Origin of the sequence: Lysobacter sp. CA199 (genome assembly GCF_052078715.1) — a bacterium.
Classification (GTDB): Bacteria; Pseudomonadota; Gammaproteobacteria; order Xanthomonadales; family Xanthomonadaceae; genus Lysobacter.
In genome coordinates this window covers 1-18,338 of the sequence record NZ_JBQJIL010000006.1, presented here as the reverse complement: position 1 = coordinate 18,338, position 18,338 = coordinate 1, and the positions used below count along the sequence as shown (strand labels likewise).

General features: G+C 63.8%; 12 protein-coding genes. 4 read left to right on the top strand and 8 right to left on the bottom strand.

Annotated elements, in window-relative coordinates:
* Positions 1-113 precede the first annotated feature (113 nt).
* Positions 114-1,754 (top strand): hypothetical protein, encoded by a 1,641-nt coding sequence (locus ACTOWJ_RS11490; protein ID WP_441334757.1) that lies wholly within the window; start codon positions 114-116, stop codon positions 1,752-1,754.
* 222 nt (positions 1,755-1,976) lie between these two features.
* On the opposite strand, the gene ACTOWJ_RS11485 is transcribed toward ACTOWJ_RS11490, so the two are convergent.
* Together ACTOWJ_RS11485 and ACTOWJ_RS11480 are read right to left on the bottom strand one after the other, a co-directional pair.
* Positions 1,977-3,113: a PQQ-dependent sugar dehydrogenase gene (locus ACTOWJ_RS11485; RefSeq protein WP_441334756.1), complete on the bottom strand. Its 1,137-nt coding sequence runs from the start codon at positions 3,111-3,113 to the stop codon at positions 1,977-1,979.
* 94 nt (positions 3,114-3,207) lie between these two features.
* Complete coding sequence (locus ACTOWJ_RS11480) at positions 3,208-5,613, bottom strand: glycosyl hydrolase family 95 catalytic domain-containing protein (protein WP_441334755.1); 2,406 nt, start codon at positions 5,611-5,613, stop codon at positions 3,208-3,210.
* A gap of 432 nt (positions 5,614-6,045) precedes the next feature.
* Between ACTOWJ_RS11480 and ACTOWJ_RS11475 the strand changes: the two genes are divergently transcribed.
* Positions 6,046-6,438 carry a nuclear transport factor 2 family protein gene (locus tag ACTOWJ_RS11475; RefSeq protein ID WP_441334754.1) on the top strand — a complete coding sequence of 131 codons (393 nt, stop codon included), beginning with the start codon at positions 6,046-6,048 and terminating at the stop codon, positions 6,436-6,438.
* Between the two features lie 200 nt (positions 6,439-6,638).
* On the opposite strand, the gene ACTOWJ_RS11470 is transcribed toward ACTOWJ_RS11475, so the two are convergent.
* Positions 6,639-7,475, bottom strand: a complete 837-nt coding sequence (locus ACTOWJ_RS11470) for a lipase secretion chaperone (RefSeq protein WP_441334753.1) — start codon at positions 7,473-7,475, stop codon at positions 6,639-6,641.
* Positions 7,476-7,643: 168 nt separating this feature from the next.
* Positions 7,644-8,558, bottom strand: coding sequence for an esterase/lipase family protein (locus ACTOWJ_RS11465; RefSeq protein ID WP_441334752.1), 915 nt, complete (start codon positions 8,556-8,558; stop codon positions 7,644-7,646).
* Positions 8,559-8,947: 389 nt separating this feature from the next.
* Between ACTOWJ_RS11465 and ACTOWJ_RS11460 the strand changes: the two genes are divergently transcribed.
* Complete coding sequence (locus tag ACTOWJ_RS11460; protein WP_441334751.1) at positions 8,948-9,994, top strand: AraC family transcriptional regulator; 1,047 nt, start codon at positions 8,948-8,950, stop codon at positions 9,992-9,994.
* 282 nt (positions 9,995-10,276) lie between these two features.
* Here the strand turns inward: ACTOWJ_RS11460 and ACTOWJ_RS11455 are convergent, their stop codons facing one another.
* The 3 genes from ACTOWJ_RS11455 to ACTOWJ_RS11445 all read right to left on the bottom strand — a co-directional run bounded on the left by ACTOWJ_RS11455 (position 10,277) and on the right by ACTOWJ_RS11445 (position 15,559).
* Complete coding sequence (locus ACTOWJ_RS11455; protein WP_441334750.1) at positions 10,277-13,117, bottom strand: right-handed parallel beta-helix repeat-containing protein; 2,841 nt, start codon at positions 13,115-13,117, stop codon at positions 10,277-10,279.
* 4 nt (positions 13,118-13,121) lie between these two features.
* Positions 13,122-14,318, bottom strand: coding sequence for a hypothetical protein (locus tag ACTOWJ_RS11450; RefSeq protein WP_441334749.1), 1,197 nt, complete (start codon positions 14,316-14,318; stop codon positions 13,122-13,124).
* Between the two features lie 251 nt (positions 14,319-14,569).
* Entirely contained in the window at positions 14,570-15,559 is a 990-nt protein-coding gene (locus ACTOWJ_RS11445; RefSeq protein ID WP_441334748.1) for a GlxA family transcriptional regulator, read from the bottom strand.
* 48 nt (positions 15,560-15,607) lie between these two features.
* On the opposite strand from ACTOWJ_RS11445, the gene ACTOWJ_RS11440 reads away from it, so the two are divergent.
* Positions 15,608-17,593 carry a TonB-dependent receptor domain-containing protein gene (locus tag ACTOWJ_RS11440; protein WP_441334747.1) on the top strand — a complete coding sequence of 662 codons (1,986 nt, stop codon included), beginning with the start codon at positions 15,608-15,610 and terminating at the stop codon, positions 17,591-17,593.
* Between the two features lie 32 nt (positions 17,594-17,625).
* Here the strand turns inward: ACTOWJ_RS11440 and ACTOWJ_RS11435 are convergent, their stop codons facing one another.
* On the bottom strand, positions 17,626-18,132 hold the full coding sequence (locus ACTOWJ_RS11435) for a hypothetical protein (RefSeq protein ID WP_441334746.1): 507 nt from the start codon (positions 18,130-18,132) through the stop codon (positions 17,626-17,628).
* Positions 18,133-18,338: the final 206 nt, after the last annotated feature.

Sequence of the window (18,338 nt, the reverse complement as noted above, 5' to 3'; positions counted from 1 at the left end):
TACGTGCTATAGCGCTATCGCTCGGATCACCGGGCATCACCCAACTGCGGTCATCGGTGGTTACAGGGGACGTCGACGGCAGCCTGCTTGTCATATTTCGACAGGAGTCCCCTATGAATACCTGTGCATTCCCCCGCGCACGGCGTCTGTCCCTCGCATGCGCGCTGCTTGCGGCCAGCATCGCCCCCGCTTTCGCACAAGCCCCGTCCGACGGCGCGTTGGATCCCAGCTTCGGACGCGGCGGCACGATTCGCAACGATGTTCCCAAGCCTCTCTATGGCCAGGCTTTCGCTATCCAGAACGATGGCAAGATCGTGGTATTGGCGACCGGTTACTACCGGTGGACCCCCATCCCTGTTCTGAAATGTCACCTGTCGCGTTTACAGGCCGATGGCCAACCGGATCTCAGTTTCGGCAACAACGGCGGTGTGGATATCGCCGTGCAGACGAGCGAAGACAAAGGTTCATGCGACACGCTGACGCTTCAGCCGGACGGCAAGATTCTAGTCGCTGGCCTCCTCGACGACGAATCACTATTGCTGCGCTACAACCCCGACGGAACGCCCGACCGCAGCTTCTCCGGCGATGGAATAGCCACCACCGACGGTGACTGGGATTCGGACTACTACGGAGTGTCCAACTACGACGTCGCGGTCCAGGCAGACGGCAAGATCGTGGTCGCCCTCAACGTCATCGACTATTGGTCGGCCTTCAACTGGGGGCTCCTCGTTCGCTATCACAGCAACGGCGAACTCGATCGATCTTTCGGCGACTCCGGCGTGGCGCTGTCGCGCTACGAATGGTCGGAAAACGGTGTCGAGGCACGCGAGATCGCTATCCAGCCCGACGGCAAGATCGTCGTCGCCGGCACCGGAGCATGGGTATGGTGGCGCGGGGGCACCGAATCGGTAATGGCCCGCTATCTCACCGACGGCCGCCCCGATCCCACCTTTGGCAGCAACGGCGTTTCAATCAGGATCCTGGACGCCGTGACCAGCGGCGCTACCAGCTTGGCTATTCAAGCCGACGGCAAGCTGGTGACCGGACACGGCGTCAGTCGCGACCCGGCCCCGCCTCACGGCACCCTGGTGCGGTACAACCCGGACGGCAGCCTCGATACCAGCTACGTCCGCCCGGACCTCGACATTCCCGTCCATCGCGTGGCCCAGCAGGCCGACGGCAGGATATTGACCGCCAACATCTTTTTCCGCGGATTTTCCGTAGCCGACTGGATGCGCAGAGTGAATCCCGACGGCACGATCGATACCGACTTCGTTGCCCCTAGCTTCAACTTCGACGGCGTCAATGGGTACTTCCAGGATATCGCGCTGCAGACCGACGGCAAGCCGGTAGTCCTGGCCATCCTGGATGGTGACGGCCACTTCGGCATGGCGCGCTTGTCCAATGCGACGTATTGCATCGCCGATCCCTACAACCCGGGACGCTTCGTCGGCTTCAGCGACAGCGGCTGGTTTACCACTGCCAACAGCGGCGTGGGCGGCACCGGCTTCGTCCTGAGCGGACGCGGCAGCATACAAGCGTGGAATCGACCGGGCGTGGGGCAGATGCATCGCTTGACCGCGTCGGCCGCCTCGCCGACGGCAGTGTCCCGCGTCGACGCATCCGTCTTCACCAACGGTTCGAAGGGCTGGGGCTTCGGCAACGTGTTCGCCAACGGCTCAACGCCTGCGCGCTATGCGGTGCTGGATACCAGCATCAACGAGCCGGGCTGCGTGGTGCGGCCTGGTCGATAACCATGACGACGGCGACGGCCGGCGCCGATGTGCGCCGGCCGGATGCGGTCAGGGCTGATGGATTTCGGGCTCATTTCCATCGTTCTTGTTGGGAAATTACCCATCCAGATATATCCGCGCCATGCCATGGGCCATCGCCCAGCCCGCCACCGAATAACGGGCTGGATCGTCAGCGCCAACCGCAAGGCCAAGGATCGCCATCGACATGACTGCAGACAGCCACTATCGAGTGGGCGAAATTTCCGTGGACGCTTTTCGTTCCAGCCGCAGGATTCGCCCCTCGGGCTCGTCCGTCAGCGCATAGAGGTTGCCGTCCGCGGCTTGTTTCACATTGCGAAATCGGGTGCCGCCGATGAGATAGTCGACGCCGACAACGCGTTCGCCATCGAGGTCGACGCGCATCAGGTGGCCGCTGCCGAGGCCTGTCATGATCAGATCGCCGCGCCACTGTGGAAACTGCGACCCGCTGTACACCGTCAAACCGGTCGGTGCCACGGTACGGTCTTTCCAGATCCAGGCAGGGGCCGTGTAGATCGCGCCGGGCAGCGATTGCGGGTTGTACTCGCGATCGCGATAGACGCCCGCTGTCTTCACTGGCCAGCCGTAGTTGGCGCGCGGCCGCAGGATGTTGATCTCGTCGCCGCCCACCGGGCCGTGTTCGGACATCCAGATGCGATCGCTGTCGGAGGCTTGCGCCAAGCCTTGGGCAGCGCGAATACCGGTCGCATAGAGTCCGGGAACCGCATCGGCGCCAAAGTCGGGATTGCCCGCGGCGGGTTGGCCATCGAGCGTGAATCGATAGATTTTCCCGTGTCTGCTGGCGGGATCCTGTGCCGCCGGCATCGGCGGATTGTCCCGCTCATGGTAATGACGTTCGCCGACGGTCAGATACAGTCGACGATGGCGATCGATCAGCAGCCCGCCACCGTAGTGGAAGCGTTCGCCAGAACGTGGAGTCGCGTCGAACAGCACCTGGATATCGACGAGTCCGTCATCCACCAGGAGCGCCGTGGACAAGCGCGTGGTCGATCCGGTGGGATCCTTGGAGGCATAGGAAAAATAGAGCCGTCGATTCTGGAGAAAATCCGGATGCAGCACGACGTCGAACAGGCCGCTATTGTCGGCTCGCGTTTGCCGGACATTGTCGATATCCGATGGCATACCCGCGATCGGAAATTTGGTTCCATCCGCGGTGACCCGGACGAAACCGCCTTCCTTTTCGCTGACCAGGAAATCGCCGCCAGGAAGAAACGCCATCGACCAGGGGTGCTTGAGGCCCGTGGCGACGGTCGTCGTATCGACCTGGGGAAGCACCGCACCCGCCGCCAGAGCTAACGCGAAAAGCATCGACTGAGCCATTGCGCCACCTACCGTGATTTTTTGGCGATTCTGCGCCAGGCACGCGGTTGCGTCCACATCAATAATTAAATCCGGTCGCCATGAGACGCCAACGCTAGAGATAACCCAGCCGACCTTCGGCGTTTACGCGCAGCTGAACAGACTGCCCGCTTTCCAATCGCAGCGGCAGGACTTGCCCGGCATGCGCCAGTTCGACTTCAGTACCGCCGACACTGCGTATGCGTACCTCTTCGGCGCGGCCGTCGCGCCATGCCAGATCGACCACGAAACCGCCGCGCGCACCGATCCCCGTCACCTTGCCGCGCGGCCAGGCGCGCGGCAGAGCCGGCAGCAGTTCGATCCGTCCCGGGCGCGAGTACAACAGCATCTCAAGCATCGCCGCCGCCGCGCCGAAGTTGGCGTCGATCTGGAAGATGCCCTTGCCGCCGAGGGCATAGATGTCGAACAGGTTGGCCGACGTGCCCGCCATCGCCTTCGATCCCTCCCGCCAGGGTGCGAGGTTGGCGATCAGCAGATCGTAGGCGGCATCGCCTTCGCGCAGCCGTGCGCGGCACAGCGCGCGCCAGGCGTTGGCCCACCCGTAGCTGTCCTCGCCACGCAAGTCCAGCGCGCGTCGCGCGCCTGCCACCAGAGCCGGCGGTGCGGTGTCGCCGTGGATGCGGTCGCCCGGGAACAGGCCGATCAGATGCGAAAGGTGCCGGTGTCGCGGCTCGCCCAGATCGTGCGCGCCCATCCATTCTTCGAGCACCCCGTCATCGAGCACACGCGGCAGGTACAGTCGTTCGCGCAGCCTGCCGACCACGGCGGCGTGATGCGTGCCCCGCCCCAGCACGCGGCTGGCCTCGACGTAGTGGCCGAACAGCGCCCAGACCAGTTCCTGCGCGTAGGCGATGCCACGCGCGTCCTGGGGCCCTTGTTCGGGCGACCAGTCGTGATCGTCGACCAGCATGCGGCGCGTGGTGCCGTCCGCATCGCGCACTTCGGTCTCGATCAACCGGGCTTCCCAGAATTCGCATGCGCCTTGCAGCAGTGGGAAGATCTTCTCCAGGTAGCGTCGGTCGAGCGTGTATTGCCAGTGCTCCCACAGGCTCAGGCACAGCCACGCGTTGCCGGCCGGATGCCACCACCAGCCGTTGCCGCCGAAGGCATTGAGCGAGATCGCGACGCTCCACCCGGCGACTTTTCCCGAGGTGTTGCGGAAGCGGTTGCGCGGGTCGTTGAAGCGCTCGCGCGTGATCTGCGTCCACATCTCGAGGCGTTGCACGCAGTAGTCGGCCAAAGCCTCGAAGCATTGGCCGCCCAGACCCGCTCGATCCGGCAACCAGTAGTTCATCTGCAGATTGATGTCGGTGTGGTAGTCGCTGAACCAGGGCAGGTCGTTGTCGGTGATCCACAAGCCCTGCAGATTGGTGGGCAGGCCGTCGCGCGAACCGGCGATGGTGAGGTAGCGGCCGAACTGCAGATACGTAGCCTCAAATTCGGGATCGGGCACCTGCGATTTTGCCCGGTCCTGCAGCCGTGCCCAGGTGTCCAGACCTCGCTGTGCCGCGCTGGATGCGCCGAGGTTCACTTGCATCGTGTCGAACAGCGCGCGGTGATCGGCCACGTGCGTATCGCGCAGGACTTGCACCGGCTTGGCCAGTGCCGCGTGAATCCGTTGCGATGCCACTCCGATCGGTTCGGCCTTGCGATCGATGAAATCCGGAGCGGCGGGCGCGTAGTTCGTCGCCGCGGCGAGGACCACGGTCAACGCGCGGCAACCGTCGAAGCGCAGGACATCGCCGTCTACCGCCACGCGGCCGCCGTCGGCGACGATGGCCATCTGCGCCGCATAGCCCAGCCCGTTCTCGAAGCGCCCTTCGAAGCCTAGCGCATGGGCGTCGGACGGCTGTGGGCCCGCCTCAAGCGTGCGTTCGCCATGTGCGCCTTCCAGCGCCAGCGTCCCCTGATAATCACCACTGCCTTCGCTCGTGAAGCGCAGGACCAGCACGCGATCGGGGTGGCTCACGAACGCTTCGCGGCGATAGCGCGTGCCTGCCTTGGTGTAATGCACGCGTGCGCAACCTTGCTGCAGGTCGAGTTCGCGGCGATAGTCTTCCGGCGCGGCGTGCGTGGGTAACGACAGACGCAGCTTGGCCAGCAGGGCGAAACTTCCGAACCTGCTCGCATCGAAAGGCTCATAGGGCAGTTGGCCCTCGTTGTCCGGCTCGTCGTTGCGCCTCCCTTGCCAGAGGCTGCCGTCGGTAATCGCAAGGCACTCCTGCGCAGCGTCGCCACCCAACAACGCACCCAAGTGACCGTTGCCGAGCGGCAGGCCGTCGAGCAGCAGCTGCTTCTCGTCCGCCGACCGTGCGTACCAAAGACTTCGCGAGGTCGCATCCGCGTGCGCCGGCGTGGCCTTCGCGTCGGCCACGGGCAACCAGCTCAATCCGCGTGCGAGAGCCAGGCTTCCGGCCAATTGCAGCAACGTGCGCCGTGAGCAATTGAATGAATCGGACATGTTGTTCGGCTTGTTCGGCATGAAAGCAATTTATCAGACAATTTGGTTTGAAGCGTTCCGGATAACCCCGGGGCTTCGTAGAGACCCAGCCGCCTGAACAGCCGACCGCTGTTCAACCGATTACCGTTTTTTCCCTAACTCGCCGCTGAAACGAACCGTATCTCCGATGGTGGCCCGAGAACAAAGCACTGCTGATATTTTCGGCACTTACCCATCGCCCGCGCGCAGTTGCGGCCGTGGACTGGATCGAACCTGGCGTCAGACATGAACTTCCGCGGTCAACCGCTGACCGTTGACAGGCATGCCGGCCCGGAACTGAGCCAAGCCGAGGAGGCTTCGGAATTGTTAGGCGATGTCTGCGCGCTTCTCACGAAGGAATAACGCCATATCGCCTATCCATGAACATCGTCATACCTGAAAAGGATCGTTCCCATGAACGCCTCCAAGCACAAGGGCGAGATTGAGCGGCTCGAGCATTCTTTCTGGCAATCGATACTCGATCGCGAATCTGAAGTGGCCACCGGAATGCTGACCGAACCCGCGCTCATGGTCAGCGCCCATGGCGCGAATAAGTTCGATCATGCGGCTTACGCCAAGATGGCGAACGACGAAAGATTCAAGTTGATCGAGTACAAAATATCCGGGATGGACATACTCTTCCCGAGAGACGACGTAGCTATTGCCAGCTACCGCGTAAGCCAGAAGACGCAGATGGATGGAAAATCCATGGAGATGGACGTCTATGACACCTCGACGTGGGTCAAGCTCGACGATCAATGGCGCTGCGTGATTCACACCGAGAGCCCCGCGGCAGCACAGCGCTGACGGCGACTGGACTGTTTGCGACAGCCGGGCCCCGATGACCGCCTATTGCGTCAACCTGCTGGATGCACCATCGAGTTCGATCAACCGCCAAACCTGCTGCCTGCGTTATCCAATCGGAGACTTCTGATTGTTGCCGGCAGGCTAGGGCGCGCTTGCGTTCCGCGCTTGAACTCGAATCGGTCCTGCCTTCGATACCGCCCCTAGTTCAGGGGCGGAAGCAGGTCGTTGCGCACCATGACATCCACCCGCCTGCGTTCATTGGCATCGAAGCCGCGGCTTAACAGCGACTGCAGCTGCCGATCGCGCTGAGCGATCGACAGCGAAGCGTCGGCCATGATCTTGTGCCGCTGCTGGGCGTAGTCGCGTAAACGACGGTCCCATTGGGCGCGCTGAGCGTCCAGATCGGCCAGTCGCCGTGCCGCGTCCGAGCCGTACTGACGCTCGCGTTCGGCGAAACGCTGCGCGGCGGGCACGTTGCGTTTCGCGTAATCCTCGCTTTGCTTCAGCGACAGTTCGGCCTGGTCTTCCTGTTGGATCAGGGCCACGCGCGCGGGGTCCAGCGTCCGCTCCAGTTCGGCGAGCTTTTGCTGACGTTGCGCGGCGTCCAGGCTGCGATCGTCGATGAGATCCTGACGGGCCAGGGTGTAATCCAGATAGCGGTCCTCATCGCCCCACCAGGCTTCGGCGATGGCCTCGCCCATGCGCTCGCGACGTAATGCGCGCAAACGCGCGACCGCTGCGCGCGGATCGCCGCCGGCGGCGGCCAGCGAAGCCGCGCTGCGTTCCAAGGTCATGTAGCTGTCGAACCAGACCATCACCTGGGCGACGGCCGCCGGGGCGAATCCGGCATCGAGATGGGCTTTGAGATCGCCGCGAATCTGCTGTTCGTCGCGTTCGCCGATGCGGCTGATGAAATAGTCGAACAAGCGCCGCAACTCACGGTCGGCGATCGGCGCACCACGCGCGTTCAAGCGCACCGCGCCGTCCACGCCGGTGCCGCGCAGCGAATCGGGATGTTCCGTTGCGGCCGCCCGCACCGAATCGCCGGCTTGCGCCGGCGATCCATCAGTCTTGGAAACAGACGCGACGGCACCGTCCGGTGCGCGGGCGCGATCGGGATGAGGCGCCCTGCTTTGGACGCCCCACCAGAGCACGCCGCCCGCCACGACGACGGCGGCGCATGCGACGATTCGACCTCGCACCGATTACAGCCCCAGGTTCTTCAGGCGGTTGGCTTGGGCGCGATACACGGTGACCGGATTGGACGAGAACACCGAACGCAGGCCGAACACCTGATTGACCGAATCGAAGTGGTTCCAGTTGTAGTCGTCGCGCAACACCTCTCCCCAATGCGAGGAGCACTGGCCGACGACGCCGTCGTTGGGCGAGCCGAAGTAGGTCAGGCTGACCGCGCCCGCGGTCAGATCGGTGGGATCCAGCGGATTGGTCGATACGCCCACACCACCGAAGGAGTAATAACGCACACCATCGACGACCGCGGCGCCGCTGCCGCAATCGCTGGTCGGCTTGCCTTGCGGGTAGCGCTGGGTGAACTCGGCCGCGCCCATGGAGCTGAGCTGATTCAATGCCGCCAACGCATCGGCTTCTCCGCCCATCAACGACGCGAACGCATTGATCACGCCGGCGACGATCGGACGCAGCGGCGAGCCCTCCGGCAGCACGACCGTGAGCAGATCGGCCGGGGCGGTGCCCGCGTGCGGCGTATGGCCGGTGGTGACCGAGGCGACCAGATCCGGGCGCACCGCGGCGACATAACGCACGGTCAGTCCGCCCTGGCTGTTGCCGAGCAGATTGAACTTAGCGTGGCCCTGCGTGGCTTTGAGATTGTCGAGATATTTGATGAGTTCCTCGCCGCGCACCTCATCGGAATTGAAGCCCGACAACTTCGCCGCGTACACCGTGGCTCCGCCGGCCTTCAACTCGTCGGGGATGTTGTAGAAGGTGCTGAAGCCCAGCACCTGGTCGGACGAGGCGAAGCCGTGAATCAATACGATCGGGTATTTGGTCTTGGTGTAAGTGTCGGCGGCGGCCGCCGGCATGATCGCGGCGGCGCTGAGCGCGGCGGCGACGGTCAGATTCAGCAGGGTCTTCTTCAACATGACGCGGACTCCATGAAAGAGATTCGGGGGAACCGCACGCGCTCGGCATACGGTCATCGCATCGGTCACCCAGCATCCAAGCTCGGCGCAGGGCGCGCGCAGACCAGACCCGTGGGCGCGGCTGGGCGAAACAACCGCATCGCCCTGTCGGCTGAAGCAGTGCCGCGCTAGGAGGCTAAAGAACGGCCCCTGGGGGCTCAATGGCGGAATCGTCGCGATTCATTGGCAAAATCGCTCAGCTGTGATGCGCGTCGCTTATGACAGGCCGGGCATGGTCGAAGCTTGCTTCCTCGGGACTTGGGCTTTTGCGGGTATTGGTGCATAAAGCCCGCTCCTGCCGCAGGGGCCGAAACCGCCTGCAGGCTTCCCAGGACAGCCGAACGCAAGCGATGCCATCCGAGTCAGCCAGAGCGCCGAGCACGGGCTCGTCCGACCACAACCGCACAGTCTCGATTCACTTCGTGCATGCGGCGCTGCGCGGCGCCAAACGTCGGGGCGAACCGATCGAGCCGCTGCTGGTCCCGGCCGGCATTCCCGCATCGGCGCTCAGCGAGCCCCGCGCGCGCGTGAGCTTCGAGCAATATGCCCGGCTACTGCAATCGCTGTGGCGTCATATGGACGACGAACTGCTCGGTTGCGGCCGGCATCCGCTGCCGCTTGGCAGCTTCGGCATGATCTGCCGGGCGATCATCCACAGCAGTTCGATGGGGCACGCCATGTCCCGCGCCAGCCGCTACTACGCACTGCTGCAAGGCGGCCGCCCCGATTTCCTGATCGTCCGCGACGGCGAACTGGGCTACTTGGTCATCGACGAAAACGAGAACGGATTTACCGATCCTTTTCTCGCCGAGACCCTGCTGGTCGCGGGCCATCGCTTCGCCAGTTGGCTGATAAGCGATTCGATTCCGCTCAAGCACGTGGATTTCAGCTTCGCGATGCCCGCCTACGCGCGCGAGTACGAGATCATCTTCGCCGCGCCGTTGCGTTTCGGTGCGCAGCGGACCGCGCTGTGCTTCCCCGCTGCCTATCTCGACGCTCCGGTGGTGCAAGGCGACGACAGCCTGCGCGTGTTCCTGCGCAACTCGATCTACGAGTTGTTGCTGCGACGCGAGCACGGCAAAAAAATCAGTGCGCAAGTACGGCGCATGCTCGGCCACGACGAAGACGGTTCGATGCTGCACCTGGAAACCGCCGCGGAACGGTTGACCATGAGTCCGCAAACACTGCGCCGCCACCTCAAGCGGGAGGGAAACACCTTCCAGGGCATCAAGGACGGTTGGCGCCGCGACACGGCCATCACTTTGTTGGCGGAAACGCCGATACCGATCGCGGAAATAGCCCGTCGCGTGGGGTTCTCCGAATCGAGCACGTTCCACCGCGCGTTCAAGCACTGGACCGGCTTGCAACCCAGTGCGTATCGGGCACACAGGCCTTAGGGCTCCATGTCGTCTGTATCGCAGCTTTGAATTGCCCTTACGTACAGCAGCTTCAACGGCTTAGTGGCCGTTGCCGTTGCCGTGACTCTTTTCTGTTCCATGAACGTAGGTGCTCTTGGAAACCTCTGCTTGCTCCCGGAGGGACTTGATCAGGTTCGTCGCGCCGAACTACTCGTAAATGCAGCACATCGAAAGCCGATAGCGCAGTTATGCCGCCGCGCAACCGCTGCTTCTCGCGGGTCAGTTCCAGCATGCTCTCTACAGCCGTGGGTCGATCATGGATCACGCGACAGCGATCGCGTGGGCGCCGGACGCGTCCGCTGGGGCGTTCAGTGCCAGCTTCAGCGCTGCCTCGACCGGGTAGACCGGGCAGTACAGCGGGTCGGCCGATGGCGGCGGCGGAGCGTCCTTCGCCTCGAACGCCTGCCGTGCCCGACCGAGATCAGCCAGCAAGTCGGCGACCGAGGGCTCCTTCGCGAGCTCCGGTGGTTTGGTCGCCTCGCCAGGCGCTTCGACCTTCGATGCCGTGATCGAGACACCGAGTGCCGCCGCGGCGGCGTTGAGCCCGTCCTTCGGCATCGCGGCGGCCAGCGCCGAGAGGCGTCCGACCGCTTGGCGGGCGTAGGCCGGATCGACCGGCAGCGCCGGCAGCTCGAACCGGGTGCTGGCCTGTCCGCTGAACGGGGCGTCGAGCAAGGTACGGCCCCGGTTCGCCGCATCGACGAGCACGTGGCGGCCGTCGTAGATGTCGGCGTACAGATTGGCGGCCAGCACGTTGTCCTCGAGGATCAGGCTCTGGCCGGGCACGGTGGCCCGCACAGCGATGCTGTCGGCGAAAGCGAGCACCGTGGATTCCACCCGGACGACACCCTGGCCGGAGATGTCCAGCAGGCAGCCGGTGGTGGACTGCCCGGTCGAGGCACGGCCGGTGGGGTCGGCAGCGAAGAGAACGGTGTTCGCACGGAGCGTAAAGGGCACTGCGCCAGAAATCCGAAGACGTACGGCGGTGCCGCTCGTATTGACGATGACGTTGTTTTCGAACGTTCCGTACACCGCGTTGATCTGCACCGCGCAGTACCCGGCGTTGGCGAAGACGCAGTTGCGTACGCTGATGCCGCCCTTGCCGCTGCGCAGGTCGAGCAGCGCCGCCGAATGGGAATGGTTGGGATCGAGGGCGCCCGTGTCGTCGTACACGTTGTAGGTCGATCCGTCGAACACGAATCCGTCGAGAATCAGGCCCTCCGCGGAGTCTTCTACGGTCAGTACCGGATCGCCGAAGATGCCCTTTGCCTTGATCTCCGCAGTGAGTACGAAACGCACCGGGTGGCGCCACGGGTCGCGAGCGCCGAACTCGGCGTTCCATCCGCCCAGCAGCGTCAGGTAGCGCACCGGGATGCGCCACGTGCCCGACCGCAGGCGACCGGTGTATTCGCCCTCGGCGACCAGGATGCGATCGCCCTCGGCGGCCTTCTCCAGCGCTTGGAAGGGATCGCGGAACGGCGCTTCGCGGCTGCCGTCCCCGCCCGACGATCCGGCCCGGACGAACCAGTCGCGGCCGATCGGGCGCGGCGCTTCGACAGGCTGGACGTCGAGTACGGGCGCGATGCCGTCGACGACGAGTGTCACGGCCTGCCGTCCGCCGGGCGCCAGGTCGGTACGGTATGTGCCGCGCAACAGGTACGTGGACTGGACGTCGAGGCCGCGCTGATACCGGATGGCGTCCTCGGACTGGTGGTGGACCAGTCCGTAGCGCGGGGCGAGCGCCCGCCACCCGGAAGTGTCGATGCCGGGCTCGTAGAGGGCCAGGCCGATGTGCGTCTGCGCAAGTTCGGGGATGATCTGCGTGTTCTGGTCGAACCCGAGGCCGGCCCGCACCTGCACGGGCGTGCCCGCGAGCGCCGGATCGGCCTTGTGGAGCCGCGCCCAATCGATGGTCTGGTAGACCGGATCCGGCTTGCGCTCCACATACGGCGCAGGTACGGCCGGCTCGACCGGGTGGCAGCCCTGCGATACACCGACAGCGATAGCGAGCACCTCGGTCGGCGTGAGCCTGCGCATGACCGGCCGCTGCGCGTCGGAATCCAATGTGGATGGCAGATCGCCGAGCCCCGCGGCCTTGCGCAGTGCGTTCAGGGCCGCGCGCGGCGGGCGCTCATAGGTCGCGGCGGCGTCCACGGTGTACGCATCCAGCCACGCCGTTGGCAACCCGGTCAGCTGCGGGTCGCCGAGGGTGTTCCCGGCCGCCGAGCGCAGGCCGACGTCTTCGAGCTCCTCGGCGTGCTCTTCAGTGATCTCAGCCTCCGCGCCCGAGACCCGGCTGCGCACGATGTCGCGCAACGTGGCGAAGAACAGGTTGCGATCGATGGCGATCTGATCGATGTCGTGGAGGCAGGCGATGGCCGCATTGCCGCAGCCCAAGAATACGTTGTCGGCGATCGACGCGGCGCCGCTGACGCGCACACCGATGGCGCGGTCGGCGCCCGTACCGCGGGGCGGATCGGAGTGGTCGTGGCCGAAAGCGAACGTGTTGCGGCTGACCGTGGTCGGCGCCTCGGCTGCGCTGTCACGGACGGCGAGCAAGCAGGGACCAATGCAGTTGATGACCAGGTTGTTCTCGAACACCCCGGCGTTGCCGCCGATCTCGACGGCGCCCGCGCCGCCGTTGGCGAACACGCAGTTGCGTATGGTGATCCCCGCGCCGCGCACCGCGACGATCGGTCCATCCGAATAAAACGATCGCAGCAAGCCGCCCTGGTCGTCGTACTCGCTGCGCCCGGCCGCGTCGAAGAACAACCCATCCAGGATGAGGCCGCCGTGGTCGCTCATGCCCTGGATCATGTTGGGCTCGTGCTGGACGCGCAGATCGGCGCGCGCGGCGAGCACCGTCGGCGTACGCCACGGGTTGCGGGTGGCGAAATCGGGGCTGTAACCGCCGAGCACGGTCAGGTCCGGGGCATCGATGACCCAGGAAGAGCGTTCGCTGCGCCCGGTGTAGGTCCCGGCTGCGATATGGATGCGGTCGCCGGGGACGGCTTGCCGCAGGGCGAGCCATGGGTCGTGGAACGGTCGCGCGCGGGTGCCGTCGCCGGCCGTGTTGCCCGTGGCAACGAAAAAGTCGGTCATAGGGTTACCTCTTCACCTCGTCGGCGGCGGCTTTGGTCTTTTCGAAGAGCATCCGCCAGCCGGCTGTGATGGTCTCCATCGCGCTCGCCAGCGACTTAATGGCCGTCTGCTTGTAGGGACCGTCTGCCAGATCCGCCACGAACGCCGCCTCGCCCTTCAACAACGTTTCCAGCGACTCGAAGTGCGTCTTCAGCTCCTCGGTGAACCTGGCGAGGGTGTCCGGGTCGTCGGTCAACTGGGCGAATGCATTCGTACTCTCTTTGATGAACGTCGGATACAAGTCCTGGTAGAGCTGGGCGGACTGTTCTTTGGCCGCCTCCGCCCGCGTGTCGAGGCCTCGGTCGATCACGTTGTCCTTGACCCAGTCCCAATCGGTCGCCCGGTAGTCGCCCGTCGCACCGATACCTCGCCAACTGGAGGCGGCCTCCGCGCCGCGCACGAAGAGCTTGTCGATCCATTCCTCGTCCAGTTGCTCACGGGCGTCGGTGAGCAGCTTGATATTGTCGAGGACCGTCTGCTTGGCGGCGCGCTTTTGCTTGGCCGCTTCGTAGTTCTCAGCGGCTGTCTTCTCGAACGCCTCGATCACCTTGGTGATCGCGTCCTGGGCGGTCGGGTCATCCAGGAGGTAGACCGCCAGCCGGCCTATGGCAGTAGGGAGCTGGACGAATGTGGCAAGCAGGCCTTTGCCCAGATCGGTGATGGTGGCGAAGTTCTTGGCGAGGAGCTGCTCGATGATGACGTCGCTGTTGCGCGCGTTCTTGAGGTCTTCCTCGCACTTCTTGATGATCGCGATGTCGGTCTCAAGGACCTTGCTCATCAGCGCGGCGACGTCGGGGACGTCGAGCCGGGCGACCTGCTTCCATATCTTGCGCTCTCCAGCGAGGAAGTCGCGCGGGCCGACGGCGATCCACCGCTGGTCGACAGTCAACGCGTTTGCCTGGCTGTCTTCCAGGACAGACTTGATGTCGTCTTCGAGGCGATCCATCAGCGCCTCGGCTTGCTCGCAATTGGTGTCCCACCGGTCGCGCAGGCCGTCGTGGCCGGGCTGCTCCAGTTCGGAGAGCATCTCCTCGAACAGGCTCTCCCGATCGCTGTCGAACCGTTCGAGCAGATCCATCACCTTGTCGAAGATGCCCCTCTCGAACCCCGTGGCGCGCATCCGCTGTTCCACCAGTTCGCGGGCGTCATCGACATCGTCCACCGGCCATCTCCCAAGTGTCAGTCCATTGCCAGGCCATGAGTCCGCGCCGACCTCAAATGCAGTCCCTGCCTTAAGTGGAAACGCAATCTGTACTCTAAACAGGTCAGAGAAAGAGTTCCGCGGCCGTACACCCGGCTCCTGTGGCATGAAGCTCAGCGACGCCCCCGTCCGCTACCATCAGGCTTCGACCCGTCGAAAATCCCGAAGCGCCAGAGGCGGCTCAACTGCCTTCAAGCCTCCAAACACCGCCTTCAAACAGTCGAGCTCGGTTTGAAGCGCCTTCTATATTCCACGGGTGCTATCCCGAGCTGACGCCGAAAAAGCCGCCACAAGGTCGCTTCATCCCCAACCCCGGTTCTTACCGCGATGGTCTTGAGCGGCAGCGAGGTGTGCTCCAGCATGCGCTGAGCTTGCTCCAGTCGCATTCGACGAACGACGGTTGACGGCGTTTGACCGAACTCTTGCTGACATACCCGGGCAAGCGTGCGGGCGCTCATCCCGGCCAGTCTCGCCAGCTTGGCAATCGGTAAAGGCTTGGCCAAGTGGCCCTGGATCAACGCAGTCATGGCGTGGACCCTGCCGGCCAGCCCGCGCTCGGGAACTATGCTCTCGTCAAAGAACATTGCCTGCTGGTCGGGGCGCCGCAGGTAGAGCACCAGGCTTTTGGCGACGGTCAGTGCGGCCTGATGGCCGTGATCCTCCTCGATGATCGCCAGCATCAAGTCCAGACCCGCGGTGATTCCGGCCGAGGTCCAGATGCGTCCGTCGCGTATGAACATGTCGTCGCTTTCGACACGTGCGCGCGGGAACCGGTTCCGCAATTCGTCGCGATAAACCCAATGCGTCGTGGCCAAGCGGCGATCGAGCAAACCCGCTTCGCCAAGCACGAACGCCCCCGTGCAAATGGACACGATTCTGGAGACGCGACGCGAATTCGCACGAAGCCACTGCGCCACGCGCATTTCGCCGGCGGAACGACCATTGGCCGGTGTGGCGCCGGCGATCACCACGGTGTTCGGCAAGCCGTCGCGTTCGGCATCGTCGATAGAACACGCACCACCCAGTACGACGCCGTGGCGCGTGGGCACGGCCCCGCTTGCAGGTGCGACGATTTTGGCAGCGTAAGCGGGCTGACCCAGAACTTCATTCGCATAACCGAGCACGGACCAGGGCCCGCTGAGGTCGAGGAGCTCAGACCCCGGGAACACCACGAACCATACTTCGCGAGTTCGGTTGCGCATTCGCGCACATTACGCCAGGTGGCAGGAAATGCAATGTTATGAGCCGTTATGCAGGCGCTCAGCGCTTGCTGCGGACTGCAGAATCAGCGCGCCGATAACCGGCGAAAGTCCTGCGAGCTGTCGATGAACCAGAACGCGTCTTGCATTGTGATTTTTGTCATCCTTTGCGCATGCGCGGCTCCCGCGACGGCGCAGGACAACGCCCTCACATCCGCTGTCGACGCCTTCGGCGAACGCGTTGGGATCGAACAATCCGGCCTCTACAGCGAAAGCCAGGTCCGCGGCTTCGATCTCAACGACAGCGGCGCCTACCGCATCGACGACGCGTATTTCAGCCGAGCCGCGGTCTTGGACGACACGGTGTTGTCGAGCGCCAGCGTGCGCGTCGGCGTGAACGCTGCGCGTCTTGCCTATCCCGCGCCATCGGGCGTGGTGAACTACCGGCTGCGAGAAGCAGGCCCGGCGAACGAATTTCGATTGGGCGCGGGCTTTCGCGAGTTCGGAACCCGCGCGGTCCAGGGCGACGGCTCGTTCCGTGCCGGGCCCTTGAGTTTCGCGGGTGGATTTTTGTGGCGCCCGCTGCATCGGCACGCTCAGGGATACGAAGGCGTCGCCTTCAATATGGGTGGCGTCGTCGCCTTGGACATCGCACCCGATCAGCGGCTGCGTGCATTCGCATCGAGGTATCAGCGCCACTACGATGGCGACTATGCGGTGGTCGCCAACGCAGGGGCGATACCGCCGCCGTTGCGGACGCTGCATCAGTACTCGCCAAGTTGGGCCGAGACGGCCGCTGCAAGCACGAACATGGGCGTCCTCTACGACGCCCGGTTCGGTCGTTTCACTGCCGATGTATCGGCATTTCGTTCGATCTTCGACATCGAGCAGAACGACTTCACCCTCATTTCGTCGGACGGCGCGGGACGCGCGACAGCCACCCTGCTTCGAAGCCCGGGGCGCGCAAAGACCTCAGACTCGGTCGAAGCGCGAATTGGACGCCAGTTTGAGGGCGGTGCGCTCGACCAGCGCATCACCCTGTCGCTGCGGGGCGGCCGCACGACGGCCGAATTCGGCTCGAACCTCGCCATTCCCCTTGGTGCGTTCCAGCTCTCCGGCGATCCGCCGGAGGTACGGGAAGTTCCATGGTCTGGCACGCGCGGCGAAGACCGGGTCGAACAGGTCACCGCATCGGCGGGCTATTCGCTTGCCTGGGATGAGCGGCTTCAGCTTCGGCTTGGGATCCATCGCATCCGTTACGACAAAGCGGTGCGTTCCCTGGCCGGGGCGGAGACCCAGCGGGTCAGCGAGAGCACGCACTACAATGCGTCGGCGGTGTTCAATCTGACAGAGCGAACCGCACTGTTTGGTAGCTGGGTGACGGGACTGGAGGAGAGCGGCGTGGCACCGCTGTTCGCGAGCAACGCCGACGAAGTGCTGCCCCCTGGCGAAGTCGAGCAATTCGAGTTGGGCGCGCGTCATGCGCTTTCGCCGCGGCTGACTTTCATCGGCGCACTTTTCGATGTATCCAAACCCAGTCAAGGCCTCCAACGCGACGGCTCGTTCGGACTGGTCGGAGAAGTTCGCCATCGCGGCGTTGAAGCTTCGATCGCAGGTCGACTCAACGACCGCACCAACATCGTCGTCGGCGTCGTCGGCTTCGAGTCTGCAGTGACCGGTACGCTTGTCGATGCAGGCCTGATCGGCTCGGAGGGTGTCGGCGTTTCGCAACGCGCGGCCGCCGCCAGCATCGAGTATCAGTTGCGCGACGGATGGTCGCTCGATGCCAACCTCAACTATTCGGGCGAACGCTGGGTCGACACCGCCAACACCTTGAGAGCGCCGGCCATCACGACCCTGAGCATCGGCACGCGCCGTAACTTCAAGCTGGCCGGCCGTCAGGCCGCGTTGCGAGTGCTGGCGTCGAACCTTACGAATGCGGAAGGGTATACGGCCGCGCGCTCGGGGCTTTTATCGCCGATTGCGCCGATGACGATCAGGGCCGTGCTCACGCTCACCTTCGGTCCGAGTAAGTGAGCCGGTGGGCAGGCAAGCTCCGCAAGAGATTTTCATTGCCTTCCACGACGAAACCAAAAGAAGCTGATTACGCTGATGCCGACGAACATCAGCAATATCTTCAACAGACCCGATGGCACTTCGGTAAAGCGATTGATCCTGGGGTTTGCTCGCACGAATACAATGCTCAATTCCCTTTTGTGACTTTCCTTGATCGTCTCAAGCGCAATGGGCTTTCTGGGAATAGTCGCAATCTCCCCGTTCTTGAGTTTTACGCTCAGATCCGCGACGTAGTAGTACTTAGTGTTCGAGCCGGAGCCTTGCGTCGTCGTTTCGTATTTTTCGATGGGCAGAACGATTGCAGTCGTGCCGCGGGTCAAGAGTGAAAATTCATCGTACGACCTCTTGATAAACACCACTCCGTAGAGACCAACGCCCAATATCAGGATGAAAGAAATGATGGTCGACAAACGGATCAATTGAAGCGCTCCCGGGTCGATCTGCGGTTGTTGTGGCGGCACGGCGAGAACCGGCGCCCACCAGACTAGCACCTCAGGCACTCCCGCTTTATCCGTTCGATTACCCCACTGACCTGACCTGAAAAAACTGATCCAGATCGATTGTTCATAAACTATGACCAAGGAGATTTGGACCATGCCCAAGAAGCGCTTTAGTTCCGAAGAGATCATCCACAAGCTGCGAGAGGCCGAGGTGCTTTCGGCGCAAGGCCGCACGATCGCGGAGATCAGTCGTCAGTTGGGTGTGA